The organism is Streptomyces endocoffeicus (genome assembly GCF_016741935.1).
GTDB classification, from domain to species: domain Bacteria; phylum Actinomycetota; class Actinomycetes; order Streptomycetales; family Streptomycetaceae; genus Streptomyces; species Streptomyces endocoffeicus.
Genome location: NZ_JAERRG010000001.1, coordinates 511,434 through 524,021, shown reverse-complemented (window position 1 = coordinate 524,021; position 12,588 = coordinate 511,434). Strand labels below are relative to the sequence as shown.

Sequence of the window (12,588 nt, the reverse complement as noted above, 5' to 3'; positions counted from 1 at the left end):
AGCGGTGGTGTCGGGCCGGATGGCGCACCGGAGACGGGCCCCATGGGCCGGTCTGGCGCCGGCCCGTGGGAGGACTCCGACAGGTCTCCCCGCCGGTGCGCTTCGGGACCGGGGCGGGGCCCGTGGATCAGGCTTCGGGGAAGAGCCGGCGATGGAAGAACGTCTCGCGGAAACCATCCCCATGGTGCGTCGAGCTCCAGCGCAACGGCACCGCCGGACCGCTGTCCCGGTGCAGCTCGCCGACGAGCGCGTAGTCGGGATGTACGCCGTCGTCGCTGATCGTCGTGGTGAACTCGAAGACGAAACGGTCGCCCGGCCGCACCGGCAGGCCCTCCTCCGACAGCGCCGCGTAGACGGGGGTCCAATTGCTCCATTCGGACAGCGAGTCGATCGGCTCGCCCCCCTCGGCCACCCACAGACGCATGCCCAGGGCGAGCCCGGAGAAGCGGCCGGGCCGGGTGAACGTCAGCTCGGCGCGGTCGACGCCCTCCGGCCGCAATGCGCCGTTGAACTCCAGCGGCTCCACTTCGACGGGGCCGGACAGGTAGGACCGCTCCCGCACCTCCGGCACGTCCTGCAACCCCCCGAGACAGACCCGAAGGTCGAAGGGGCGGCCCACCGCGGCGAATATCTCTTCCACGAAGCCGAAGGCGACGGACGGGAAACCGGGCAGTTCGCCCCCCGTCGCACCGCACAGGTCCAGGGCCACGGCCGTGGTGGCGCTGCGGTGCGGGACGAACACCCCGCCGGGCTTCACCAGCCGCTTCCGCGCGTCCCGCAGCACCGACCCCGCGCCCTCGGAGCCGCCGAGCGTGCCGATGATCTCGGAGACGCACATCTCGACGGGCTCGGGGAGCTCGATCTCGGTGGACAGCCCCTCGACCACCGTGATCAGGTCGGCGAAACCCGCCTCCGCGATGGTCTCCCGGGCGATCCGCGCGGATTTGGGCATGACCTCCACGGCCCACACATGCCGCGCTCCGGCGCGGGCGGCGGCCAGCGCCCACACCGCGTCCTGCCCCGTGCCGAGGTCGAGCACGGTCCGGCCGGGGGCGTGGCGCCGGACGGCTTCGGCGTACCGGTCCGTCCGACGCTCGTCCTTGAGCATCACGTCGTAGACGAAGTCGTCGTAGACCGGGTACTCACCGACCGAAGGGAACAGCCATATCGGTGGATTCGACCCGTCGGCGCAGGCTCGCACCGGCACCTTATGACCGGGAGCGGCTAACTCTGCCACGTAGGAACGTTGCATCCTCAGTCCTTCGCCAGATCCGCGGCCGGAGCGCCGCGGCTGCTCCGAACGCTAGGGATGTGGCGGCTCAAGATCGTCACCCCATGGAGGACACCTCGGGTAGCTCGCACGGGGGACAGATCATTCGGCAACTCCGACGCTTAGGCCCGGCCCGGGCCGCGTTCACACTTCGGGGTCGATCTTCGAGGAGAGGAAGAACAGACCGAAGGCGATCACCAGGAACAATGCCGCCAACTCACTGTCCCGCAGATACAGAACGACGGTCACGACGAGGGAGGCGAGCCCGAGCAGGCCGGTGATGCGGCCGAGGATCCGCCGGGGGCGGGCAGACGGCCCGGAGAGGTGGTCGAGGTCCGGGTCCTTGGCGTTCCGCCAATGCGGAAAGGGCCCCGGCCGGTAGCGCCAGCCGTCCTCCCTCAGGCGCCGAACCGCCGGGTGGCCACGGGCGTGGCTCAGCGGGCGGGGCGCGAGGCGGCGCCAGGGCAGCCACGCCTGGCGGGCGGCGATCCACACCAGTGCGGGAAGGCACGCCACCACGGCCCAGATCACCGAGCGGACCTTGTCGGCCGATGTGCTCGGCAGGATCCCGAGGAGCGTGTCCAGCTCACCACTGGCGGCGTAGGCGATCGGCGCGGCGATGGAGGCCGCCAGCATGGACTGCGCGATCGTGTGTCCGACATGGCACCGTTCGCACCGTGGCACACGGACGCTGATGCTCTGCCACGTGGTGCGGACACCCAGATACCAGGTCGGGCCGGACTCGACATCCCTGTGCAACCCGACGATGCGATCGTGCCGTGTGGCGGTGGTCTCGCCCGCGCAGAACCAGCACTGTCGCAGTCGCGTCATGAGCGTCTCCTGGATCCGGCATGCGATCGGCAGCACACGGGACTACTCCAGGCCCCACAGGTGGATCGTCCTGTCCTGGAAGCCAAGGGTGGCCAGGGTGCGGCCGTCGGGGCTGAAGGCGAGTTGGGCGATGGAGGGGCCGGGGCTGCTGATGGCGGCTCGGTGTTCGTGGCCGGCAGCATCCCACAGGTGCAGGCGGGAGTAATCGGTGGTGAGGACGGTCCGGCCGTCCGTGCTGTAGGCCAGGCCGGTGACGGAGCCACTGTGGCCGGCGAGCGGCTTGCCGCGCTCCTTGCCCGTGATCGCGTCGAAGAAGCGGACTTCCGGGGAGTCGTCGGCGACGGCCAGGGTTCTGCTGTCCAGGCTGAACACCATCTGGGTGGCGCCGCCGAAGAAGTCGTCCGGCGGTTGAGGCCGTTGTTTCCGGGTGGCCACGTCCCACAGCCGTACGCCGTCCATGCCGGACTCGTCCACGCCGGCCAGAGTCTTCCCGTCCGGACTGAACACCAGTTGGTGGGCGCCTGCCGACTCCAGGGGCTCGCCCTTCCGCTGATGGGTTGCCACGTCATAGAACCGGATCTCCTGGTCGATGAAGCCGCTGGTGGCGAAGAGGGTGCCGTCCGGGCTGAAGGCGATGGTCTCGTAGGACAGAAGGGGATCGTCGTGCTGGGCGATCTCCTTGCCATGGGGGCGCAGGGTGGCCGTGTCCCAGAACTGGGCTCTGCTCTCGTGGCCGGTCGCCACCGTCCGGCCGTCCGGGCTGAAGGCCACTCCCTTGAAGACGACGAGCGAGGAGAGCAGGGCTCGCGTCCGCTGTTTATGGGTGGCCACGTCCCACAGGCGCAGCACTCCGTCCTGGGCTTCGCTGGAGGCCAGGACCTTCCCGTCCGGGCTGAAGCGCAGCGTGCCGATCTCGCCCTTGTGTCCCTTGAGGGTCGCCAGCGGGCGCAGCCGGGGATGGGCGGGGATGGCGACGGGCGGGGGTGTACGCGGGGGAGTGGGGGAGGGGCTGCCGGAGGCATCCTTGCCGGGCTTGCCGCGGGTGGTGGTCTCCTTCCCGCCATCCGGGTCGCCGCCGAAGAGGGCGACGCCGGTGGGCACGGCCACGGCGGCGACCGCGACGGCCGCTCCCGCGCCGATGAGCAGACGGCGCCGCGAGGGCGGAAGGGGCTTCGCGGATATCCGCGGTGGGAGCTTCGCGGGTATCCGCGGTGGGTGCGAGGGCGGTCCGCTCAGCTCGTGGCGGAGGCGTTCGCGTTCGGCCAGCAACCGGTCGTGTTCGTCCCGGAGTTGGCCGAGCTCCTCGGCCGCGGCGCCCGCTTCCGCCGTCGTCCTCCCGTCGTCCGGCCCGGTGCGCCCCGCACCGGATGACGATGAGGCGCCGCGTACGCCCTCCGGTGAGGGTCCTCGCTGCTCCATGCCCGCTCCCGCCCTTCTCCTGTTCCACTCCGTGTGCTGCACCGACCGCGAGACCGGCCGCTTCGGCGGCTACTCGATCCGCCAGAGCCGTATGGCGTTGTCGTCGTAGCTGCCGGTCGCCAGCGTCAGCCCGTCCCCAGTGAAGGCCGTCGGCTGGGACAGGGAGGCGAGCTCCAGGGGCTTCGCTCGTTCCCTGTGCGTGGCCGCGTCCCAGAAGCGCAACACAAGCCCGCTGTAGAAGCCGAGCGTGACGATGGTCTTCCCGTCCCCGCTGTAGGCCAGCGCGCTGACGCCGACGGTCCGGGCGCGCAGTGGTTTGCCGCGCCGGGTGGCGGTGGCCGTGTCCCACAGCCGTACGAGGCCGTCGCCACCCACACTCGCGCTCACCGCCAGGGTCCTGCTGTCCGGGCTGAACGCCATGGCGCCCACACCGCCCTCGTGTCCGGTCAGCGGCTCGCCCCGCCGGCTGCGGGACGCCACGTCCCACAGCCGCACGACACCGTCGCCGACGTGGCTGCTCACGGCCAGGGTCTTGCCGTCCGGACTGAACAACAGTCCCTCGACACCGCCCTCGTGCCCGGTCATCGGCTCGCCCCGCTGTCCGCGGGAGGCCACGTCCCACAGCCGCACGACGCCACCGCCCGGGTCGTTCGTGCCGCCCGCGGCCAGCGTCCTGCCGTCCGGGCTGAAGGCGACCACCTCGAACGGCCGCTGTGTGCGGTCCGGCAGGCTCAGCGACCTGCCACCGCGGTGCAGCGAGGGGATCTGCCAGAACTGCGCCCGGTCCGCGCCACCGGTGGCGAGCGTCGTGCCGTCCGAGCTGATCGCCACGGACTGGAAGACCACGAGAGCGGAGGTCAGCGGCGCGCCGATCCGCCGGTGCTCAGGGACGTCCCACAGCCGCAGGTTGCCCACATCGGCCTCGGTGGAGACCAGCGTCCGCCCGTCCGGGCTGAACCACACCCCGCCGAGGGTGCCGGAGTGGCCCTTGAGGGTGGCCAGGCGGCGGATCGTGGGGTGTGCGGGAATGCTCGTCACGGGGCGCGGGCGCGGCGGCCGGGGGCGAGGGGAGGAGGACGAGCCGTCGTCCCGGGCGAGGACAGCGGCGGCGGCCCCGCCCCCGGCGATCACGACGGCGCCACCGGCGACGAGCAGGCCCCGGCGGGAGAGCCCCGCGACGCGCGGATGCGCGGAGGAGGTGTCCGCGCCCGTAGGGGCGTGAGGGTCGAGCGGGGGCTCCTGGGGTGCGCGGGCGACGGGTACGCCATCCGCTCGTTTCCCGACGCCCCCGGCCGCCTCCTCAAACGCGGCGCCGGGCACATCGGGTGGAGCGGCGGCCCGTCGCCGCTCCACCTGGGACCTGAGCTGCCCGACCTCCTCCCGGAGACGGTCACATTCGGCCCGTAGCCGCTCGCCCTCGTCGTCCATTTCGCCACTCTCCCCGTCGAGGTCCTCATCGTGTCGGCGGCCGGTGGTGTATGCCGCGGCCACGGCGTACACCACCGCTGATCAGCCGAGCCGCTTCTCGATCTTCGAGAGCTGGAGTGCGGGCCACTTCTTCACCATCGCGTCCTCGTCCGCCTCGCTCACCTGGTCGCTCCCGTCCCAGACGATGGCCTCCACGACGACCGTCTCGATCCGGATCGCCAGGACCGTGACGCCCGGCGCCTCGAAGGACAGGGCCGCGTCCCCCAGATCGGACGAGCGCTCCTTGGCGCCCCGGATCTTGTGGATCTCGTCGCGGTTGTCGGCCACCAGTCCGTCCCAGGCCGCCTCCGCGGCGCGTCATTCGAACCATGCCCGTCACCGTAAGGACGCCACGTCGGGACCGGTCCCCATCCTCACGCGTCAGGCGGCCGGTCCCGAATCACTCGTTTATGCGATGCGCCCCGGTGCCGCGCTGATCCAGTGTGGCCAGCGAGGAACGCACAACGGCACATCTGCTGGGAGAAACCATGGATCCATGTCTCGACTACTTCGGCAATGCTCTCGCGGGTCGGCCAGTTCGGCTGAGCCAACCGCGTCTTCCCTGATGGCCGCCGTCACCGGTGAGCGCGGACTACCCTTGATGGGCAGAGGTTCACCGGCCTCCACCACGCTTGGTGCTGCGACAAACGGTCATCCGGGACTCTGCCCGAGACGGCGAGGCGCACGGCGTGTCACAGACGCGGGCCGTGCCTTTTCTTCCCTGTGAATCGAGTTGTTCGAGCCCGGAATGTTGTTCGAGCCCGGAATTCCGACGCGGATCGTCCGTCCGTTCCGGGCCGGCCCACGGAGGTGTAGCACAGTGCACGAGATGGACTCAGCGGATGGGACCGGACCCAAGATGCTGGCGGACGTCGAGCCGCCCTTCATTCCCGAGGGTGCTTCGGGGATGACCGTCCTCGTCGAGTGGCCTCCCGGCGACCCCGGGACTCCTCCGCACCGCCACTCGGGGCCGTGCTACGGCTATGTGACGGAGGGCGCGATCCGGTTCGAGCTCGAAGGCGAGCCGGAGCGCGTGATCAAGGCCGGTGAGACGCTGTTCGAGCCGGGCGGCGACGTGATCCACTACCAGAACGGCAACGCCCTGCCGGACGCCCCGAGCAAGTTCGTCGTGTTCATGCTGTGTGCACCGGGCCAGCCGATGCTCACGGTGGTCGACGAGGAGGAGCTGGAGAAGCGGGCTCATCTGCGCCACCCGCGGCCCACGGATTGACCTGCCGCGGCTGCCGCGGCTGACGTGGCCATCCGCGCTAGGCGGGTGGCACAGCGGAGCCGATCGTCCCCCGCATACGCACACGCATACGCATACGCACACCGCCATGGCCCCGGCCATGGCGGTGTCGATTCCGTTGACGGAGATCACCCGGGTGCCGAAGCTTTTTCCAGCATCCCCGGACCGACTCCGCCATCGACCCGACCACCACGGGAGCGCGCCATGCGTGATCTGACCAGCGACACCATCACCGATGCCGTGATCTCCACCATGCGGGACACCAAGGACGCCCGGGTCGCGGAGATCCTGGAATCGCTGGTGCGGCACCTCCACGCCTTCGTCCGCGAGGTCGAGTTGACGGAGGAGGAGTGGGCCCGGGGAGTGGACTTCCTGACGCGCACCGGGCAGATGTGCACATCGACGCGCCGGGAGTTCATCCTGCTGTCCGACGTGCTGGGCATCACCATGCTGGTCGATTCCCTGAGCAACCGACGACCCACGGAAACCACCCAGAACAGCGTCCTGGGCCCCTTCTTCAGGGAGGACAGGCCGCGGCGCGCCGATGCCGCCGATATCTCCGGAGGTCTGCCCGGCACCCCGCTGTTCTTCGACGGACGGGTCGTGAACCGTGCGGGAGCGCCGGTGGCCGACGCGGCGGTGGACGTCTGGCACAGCGACGGGGAAGGCCACTACGACGTGGATGTGCCCGGCCAGGTCGATCCGGCCATGCGCGCGCTGTTCCGCACCGACGGGACGGGACACTTCGGCTTCCGTTCCATCCGCCCGTCCAGCTACCCGATCCCCGGCGACGGCCCGGTCGGCGAACTCCTGGGCGTCACCAGCAGGTCACCCATGCGTCCCGCCCATGTGCACCTGCTGATCGAGGCCGAGGGATTCCAGCGCGTGACCACCATGCTGTTCCCGTCGGACGACTCGTACCTGGACACCGATCCGGTGTTCGGGGTCAAGGAGTCGCTGATCGCGTCGTATGACACCTACGAGGCCGGCACCGGGCCCTGCCGCGAGCTGACCGACGAGCCGTACACCGTGCTGCGGCACACCTTCGTCCTCGAACCCCGCCCCGCGGACTGATCCGCGGCCCCCGCGGATTCCGGCGCTGCGGCTGGCCATGGCGCTGCTCGCCACCGACCGGCTCGCGGACACCGAGCGGATCCTGCGGGACGGACAGCGCGAGGCGGAGGTGCTGGGCCTCGGCTGGTCGCTTCCCCACTGGCACGCGGCCCGTGCCTGCGCCCTCCTCGAACAGGGCGCGCTGGACGACGCGGCCGTGGAGGCCGAGGCCAGTCTGACGGTGGCGGACGAACTCGAGATCACTCGGCCTAACGCGCGGGCCTGGTCGGTACTGGCGCTGGTGGAGATCAGGCGCGGTGACCTCGCCAGGGTGAGGGACCATCTCCGCGCCGCCGAAGCCGGTCCCGACCCGGCCACGCAGCGGTACGGCCGGTGGGTGACGCTTGCGCGCGCCTGTCTGGCGGACGCGGAGGGCGGCCTGGACGCCCCGGCGGCAGCGGCACTCACGGCCGACTTCGGGGACCCTGAGCCGACGCGGCTGCTCGCCGTGACGCCGTCCCACTGGCCCGCGATCACGCGCATCGCGCTCCGCGGCGGGGACCCGTCGGTCGCGCGGGCCGTGTCCGGCGCCCTGCGCGCCCTGACCGCGCGGGACGACAGCCAGCGGATCATCCGGGCGGTCCGCGCCCTTGTGGACGGCCTGCTCCACAGCGACCCCCGTGCGCTGGAGTCCGCGATCAGCGCCTACCGGAGCGGCGGCAGACCCCTGGCCCTGGCCGCGGCCTGCGAGGACCTCGGCGAACTCCTGGCCACATCGGCCGATACGGCCCCGGCGATCCCGTACCTCGAAGAAGCGGGTGAGCTGGCGTCGGCCTCAGGGGCCCTGCGCGACCACGAACGGATCAGCCGGCGCCTTCGGCGGCTCGGTGTGCGCACCGGAGCCGCCGACGGGGCGAACTGAACACTCACTCCGCCGCGGCACGGCGCAGCAGCGGGGTGAGCCGGTGCGGCACCAGCTCGCGCATGGCCAGGGCCGTCGCCGTGCGCTCGATGCCCGGCACGGCGAGGATCCGCCCCGCGATCCGGTACAGATCCTCCGCGTCCGCGGCGACCACCCGTACGAGCAGATCCGTCTCGCCGCTGAGGCCGAAGACCTCCACGACTTCGGCGATGCCCGCCAGTGCCTCGGACACCTCGGCCAGCCGCCGCTGATCGACCCGCGCGGTGACGAACGCGGTGAGCGGATGGCCCAGCGCGTTCGGGGTGATCCGGCGTTCGAAGGAGCCCAGCGCGCCGCCCTGCTCCATTCTGGCCACCCGCGCCTGGACGGTGTTGCGGGACAGCCCCAGCTGCTCGGCCAGGGCGACCACGGTGGCCCGCGGCTGGGCGGCGAGGGCGAGCAGGATCCGCGCGTCGGTGGCGTCCACGCCTCGCTCACTGTTCATAGTGCTCAATCGACGTCCCTCTTTCGACCCGGAGCATGAGCAGAATGCTCAACGAAAGAGAAGCATCTTGTGCAGTTGAGGAGCTATCTGTCTACTGGCGGAGCACAAAATCAGTTTTCCATGGCGCGGTGCGGATAGCGGAGGCGGTCGGTGATGGTCCTGGACCCGGAGCTGAGAGCGATCGGTGGCAACGGCTCGAGCGGTGCCCGGGCGGAGGAGCTCGCCGTGCTGGAGGCGGTCGGGCAGCGGGTGCTGTGGCTGTCCACCGCGATCATCGACCATGCCAACCGGGTGCGGCCGAACCCCTCGGGGCTGAAGGTCGGCGGCCACCAGGCGTCCAGTGCCTCGATGTCGTCGATCATGACGGCCCTGTGGTTCCACGCGCTTGACCCCGAGGACCGGGTCTCGGTCAAGCCCCACGCCTCACCCGTGCTGCACGCCATCAACTACCTGCTGGGCGAGCTGGACGAGTCCTACCTGACCACTCTGCGCGCCTTCGGCGGCCTGCAGAGCTACCCCAGCCGGGCCAAGGACCCCGACCCGGTCGACTACTCCACGGGCTCGGTCGGCATCGGCGCCACCGCCCCTCTGTGGGGCGCCCTCGCGCGGCGCTATGTGGAGGGCCACTTCGGCGGGGCCGGGAGGGGACGGCAGTACTCCCTGCTGGGCGACGCGGAGCTGGACGAGGGCGCGATCTGGGAGGCGATCCAGGACCCGATGGTGCCCAGCCTGGGCGAGGCGGTGTGGGTCGTCGACCTGAACCGGCAGTCCCTGGACCGGGTCGTCCCCGGCATCGCCGCGGACCGGCTGCAGGGCATGTTCGCCGCGGCCGGCTGGCAGGTCATCACCCTCAAGTACGGGCACGCGCTGCGGGAGTTGTTCGCGCGGCCGGGCGGTGAGGCCCTGCACGCCCGTATCGACGCCATGGACAACCCCGAATACCAGCGCCTGCTGCGCTGCTCCGCCGACGAGCTGCGCGAGCGCCTGCCCGGCACCGGCTCCACCGCCGGGCCGATCGCGGACCTGATCGCCCCCCTGGACGACGCCTCACTGCTGGCGGCGCTGCGCAACCTGGGAGGGCACGACATCGGCGCGCTGATGGACGCGTTCGACAGCGTCGACGACACCCGGCCGACCGTCATCTTCGCGTACACGGTCAAGGGCTACGGGCTGCCCACCGAGGGCCACCCGCAGAACCACTCCTCCCTGCTGACCGCCGACCAGATGAGGACCCTGGCCGACCGTCTGGGAACGGACCCCGACCGGCCGTGGGCGGTCTTCGCCGGTGGATCGCCGGAGGCGGCCCGGTGCGCGGCGGCCGCCACGCGGCTGCGCCGCCCCGGACACGCGTCGCGACAGGCCCCCGGGGTCCCCGCCGACCTCGCCCGCCCGGCACCGACCGGCTCCGGCAACACCCAGCAGGCCCTCGGGCGCGTCCTGCTGGACCTCACCCGGCGGGCGCCGGAGGCGGCTGCCCGGATCGTCACCGTCAGCCCGGACGTCAGCTCCACCACCAACCTCGGCGGCTGGCTCAACAAGGTCGGTGTGTGGTCCCCGACCGAGCGCCCCAACTGGTTCGCCGACGACGCCGAGACGATCCTGCACTGGCGGGAGCGGCCCACGGGCCAGCATGTGGAGCTGGGCATCGCGGAGACCAACCTGGTCGGCCTGCTCGGCGAGCTGGGGGCCACCTGGAGCCGCTGGGGCCAGCCGCTGCTGCCGATCGGCGTCGTCTACGACCCCTTCGTCAACCGGGCCCTGGAGCCGTGGTCGTTCGGCATCTACGCGGGCGGCCAGTCGATCCTGGTCGGCACGCCGTCCGGCGTCACGCTCGCCCCGGAGGGCGGCGCGCACCAGTCGATCACCACCCCCTCGCTCGGTATCGAACAGCCCGGCTGCGTCACCTTTGAGCCCGCGTTCGCGATCGACACCGAATGGTGTCTGCTCGCCGCGCTCGGCAACCTCGGCCGACCGGACGGGAGTTCGGCGTATCTGCGGCTGTCCACGCGGCCCGTCGACCAGTCCGCGGCCGACGTGCCCGGCGACCCGGCCGCCCGCGAGCGCCGCCGCCGGCAGGTGACCGCGGGAGCCTACCGGCTGCGTCGGCATGAGCGGCCGGTGGTGACCCTCGCCGCGATGGGCGCCCTGGTCCCGGAGGCCCTGGCCGCCGCCGACCGGCTGGCCGCCCTCGGCCACGTCGCCGACGTGGTCTGCGTGACCAGCCCGGACCTGCTCTTCCGCGCGCTCCAGGCCCGCCGGGGCCTGTCCCGGGACCCGAGCTGGATCCTCGACCAGGTCTTCCCCGCCGACCGGGCCACACCGCTCGTCACCGTGCTGGACGGCCATCCGCACACGCTGGCCTTCCTGGGCACGATCCAGAACACGCCCGTCACCACCCTCGGTGTGACGCGGTTCGGCCAGAGCGGTTCGATCGAGGACGTCCACCGCTACCACGGCATCGACACCGACAGCATCGTCACCGCCGCCCTCGACCTCGTCGACTGAAGTCGGCTGAGGCGGAGGTCAGTCCGCCCGGGCCTCGGCGGTGCCGAGGCCCGTGGACTGCCGGTCGGGTGCGGCCTCCGCGCGGACGACCGGGTGGCCGAGCGCGGGCATGTGGTGGGGGAACCCGATCCGGAGGAGGGCGGCCGCCACGGCGGACGCCAGCACGACGGCGGCCGCGAGGAGCAGGGCCTGGTGGTACCCGTGGCGCAGCAGCGGGGTGGCGACCAGCGGGCCGAGGATCTGGCCCACCGAATATCCGGCCGTCAGCAGCGCGACCGCGCGGGGGAAGCGCAGATGCGCGCCGGTCGCGAGCGCGAGGGTGCTGACGCCGATGAACGTGGCGCCGAAGAGCACCGCGGAGATCAGCGCCGCGGCGACGCCACCGATCAGCGCGGGCAGGGCGATGCCGACGGCCTGGACGCCCAGCGCGGCCAGCAGGAGGCTGGGGCGGGACCAGCGCCGCCCCAGTCCCGCCCACAGCGCGGAGGACGGAATGGCCGCGAGGCCCACCAGCACCCAGGCGCCGCTGCCGATCCAGCCGGGGGAACTCTGGTCGATCGCGGCCACCAGGAAGGTACCGGCGATGATGTAGCCGACGCCCTCCAGCGTGTACGAGGCGAAGAGCGCGGTGAACCAGCGATGAGTGCGCGGGCCGGTCTCCCGCCGTTCCGCTCCGGCCGCCGGGGTGGCGGACGCCGACGGGGGCGCGGGTTCCGGCCGCAGGAACCACGCGGGAACGGCGAGCAGCGCGCTCAGCATGGCGGAGGCCCACCACGCGGCCTGCCAGTCCGCGATGGTGCGCAGGGCGAGGACGAGCGCCCCGGACAGGGCGATCCCTGCCCCGACTCCGCCGAAGGCCCACCCGGGCAAGTGGGCGGGATGGTCGCGCAGATGGCTGAGCAGCGAGCTGACGGCGATGACGAAGATCACCGCGCTCACCACGCCCGCGCACAGCCGGAGCAGCAGCCATACACCGGTGGCGTGGGTCAGTGGCATCGCGGCCAGGGACACCGACAGCAGCACCAGACAACTCCGCAGTACGGCGGGGGAGCGCATCAGACGCGGCAGGAAGGTCCCGGCGAGCGCGCCGATCAGATAGCCGACGTAGTTGGCGGTGGCGAGATTCGCACCCGTCGCGGCGGACAGCCCGGCCTGAGTGTGCATCAGGGGAAGGATCGGGGTGTAGACGAAACGGCCGACACCCATGCCCGCCCCCAGCGCGGCGGCGGCCTGCGCGACATGGGCCCAGGGCGAGTGGCGGACGCCCCGGGAGCCGGTGGCATGGGGGCGCGGAGGCGCTGCGGTCACGATGTGGTCCTTGACGGTTTCGCGGTACGGAAGCCTGGGTGGCGTTGCGCTCCCATGGCCTCAGACTGCGCCCGCCACCA

At 71.8% G+C, this 12,588-nt stretch carries 11 protein-coding genes; 4 read left to right on the top strand and 7 right to left on the bottom strand.

The genetic code is table 11. The features are described 5' to 3' along the window. Nucleotides 1–127 precede the first annotated feature (127 nt). The 5 genes from JK364_RS02360 to JK364_RS02340 form a co-directional block, all read right to left on the bottom strand. Nucleotides 128–1,201, bottom strand: a complete 1,074-nt coding sequence (locus JK364_RS02360) for a 50S ribosomal protein L11 methyltransferase (protein ID WP_307841134.1) — start codon at nucleotides 1,199–1,201, stop codon at nucleotides 128–130. A gap of 213 nt (nucleotides 1,202–1,414) precedes the next feature. Continuing rightward, nucleotides 1,415–2,101, bottom strand: a complete 687-nt coding sequence (locus JK364_RS02355) for a hypothetical protein (RefSeq protein ID WP_201846950.1) — start codon at nucleotides 2,099–2,101, stop codon at nucleotides 1,415–1,417. 42 nt (nucleotides 2,102–2,143) lie between these two features. Then, the gene (locus JK364_RS02350; RefSeq protein ID WP_201846948.1) at nucleotides 2,144–3,520 is read right to left on the bottom strand and encodes a WD40 repeat domain-containing protein; all 1,377 of its coding nucleotides are present in this window, start codon (nucleotides 3,518–3,520) and stop codon (nucleotides 2,144–2,146) included. A 69-nt stretch (nucleotides 3,521–3,589) separates the two neighbouring features. Further along, nucleotides 3,590–5,011: a PD40 domain-containing protein gene (locus JK364_RS57465; protein ID WP_201846946.1), complete on the bottom strand. Its 1,422-nt coding sequence runs from the start codon at nucleotides 5,009–5,011 to the stop codon at nucleotides 3,590–3,592. Nucleotides 5,012–5,029: 18 nt separating this feature from the next. Further along, entirely contained in the window at nucleotides 5,030–5,275 is a 246-nt protein-coding gene (locus JK364_RS02340; RefSeq protein ID WP_201846944.1) for a hypothetical protein, read from the bottom strand. Between the two features lie 541 nt (nucleotides 5,276–5,816). Here JK364_RS02340 and JK364_RS02335 point away from each other — a divergent pair. From JK364_RS02335 to JK364_RS02325, 3 genes are all read left to right on the top strand, one after another. Continuing rightward, complete coding sequence (locus JK364_RS02335; protein WP_230991271.1) at nucleotides 5,817–6,218, top strand: cupin domain-containing protein; 402 nt, start codon at nucleotides 5,817–5,819, stop codon at nucleotides 6,216–6,218. Nucleotides 6,219–6,440: 222 nt separating this feature from the next. Continuing rightward, entirely contained in the window at nucleotides 6,441–7,310 is an 870-nt protein-coding gene (locus tag JK364_RS02330; protein WP_201846942.1) for a dioxygenase family protein, read from the top strand. A gap of 37 nt (nucleotides 7,311–7,347) precedes the next feature. Then, nucleotides 7,348–8,211 (top strand): hypothetical protein, encoded by an 864-nt coding sequence (locus JK364_RS02325; protein ID WP_201846940.1) that lies wholly within the window; start codon nucleotides 7,348–7,350, stop codon nucleotides 8,209–8,211. A 4-nt stretch (nucleotides 8,212–8,215) separates the two neighbouring features. Here the strand turns inward: JK364_RS02325 and JK364_RS02320 are convergent, their stop codons facing one another. Then, nucleotides 8,216–8,695, bottom strand: coding sequence for an Lrp/AsnC family transcriptional regulator (locus tag JK364_RS02320; RefSeq protein ID WP_201846938.1), 480 nt, complete (start codon nucleotides 8,693–8,695; stop codon nucleotides 8,216–8,218). 153 nt (nucleotides 8,696–8,848) lie between these two features. Here JK364_RS02320 and JK364_RS02315 point away from each other — a divergent pair, with 153 nt between their 5' ends. Continuing rightward, nucleotides 8,849–11,200, top strand: coding sequence for a thiamine pyrophosphate-binding protein (locus tag JK364_RS02315; protein ID WP_230991436.1), 2,352 nt, complete (start codon nucleotides 8,849–8,851; stop codon nucleotides 11,198–11,200). Between the two features lie 18 nt (nucleotides 11,201–11,218). Here JK364_RS02315 and JK364_RS02310 read toward each other — a convergent pair whose 3' ends face one another. Further along, on the bottom strand, nucleotides 11,219–12,511 hold the full coding sequence (locus JK364_RS02310) for a YbfB/YjiJ family MFS transporter (protein WP_372461919.1): 1,293 nt from the start codon (nucleotides 12,509–12,511) through the stop codon (nucleotides 11,219–11,221). Nucleotides 12,512–12,588 lie beyond the last annotated feature (77 nt).

Excerpts from the sequence above, each read along its gene's own strand:
- JK364_RS02355 (WP_201846950.1), bottom strand. The coding sequence starts at position 2,101 with ATGACGCGACTGCGACAGTGCTGGTTCTGCGCGGGCGAGACCACCGCC.
- JK364_RS02325 (WP_201846940.1), top strand. The coding sequence starts at position 7,348 with ATGGCGCTGCTCGCCACCGACCGGCTCGCGGACACCGAGCGGATCCTG.
- JK364_RS02315 (WP_230991436.1), top strand. The coding sequence starts at position 8,849 with ATGGTCCTGGACCCGGAGCTGAGAGCGATCGGTGGCAACGGCTCGAGC.
- JK364_RS02350 (WP_201846948.1), bottom strand. The coding sequence starts at position 3,520 with ATGGAGCAGCGAGGACCCTCACCGGAGGGCGTACGCGGCGCCTCATCG.
- JK364_RS02330 (WP_201846942.1), top strand. The coding sequence starts at position 6,441 with ATGCGTGATCTGACCAGCGACACCATCACCGATGCCGTGATCTCCACC.
- JK364_RS02320 (WP_201846938.1), bottom strand. The coding sequence starts at position 8,695 with ATGAACAGTGAGCGAGGCGTGGACGCCACCGACGCGCGGATCCTGCTC.
- JK364_RS02335 (WP_230991271.1), top strand. The coding sequence starts at position 5,817 with ATGGACTCAGCGGATGGGACCGGACCCAAGATGCTGGCGGACGTCGAG.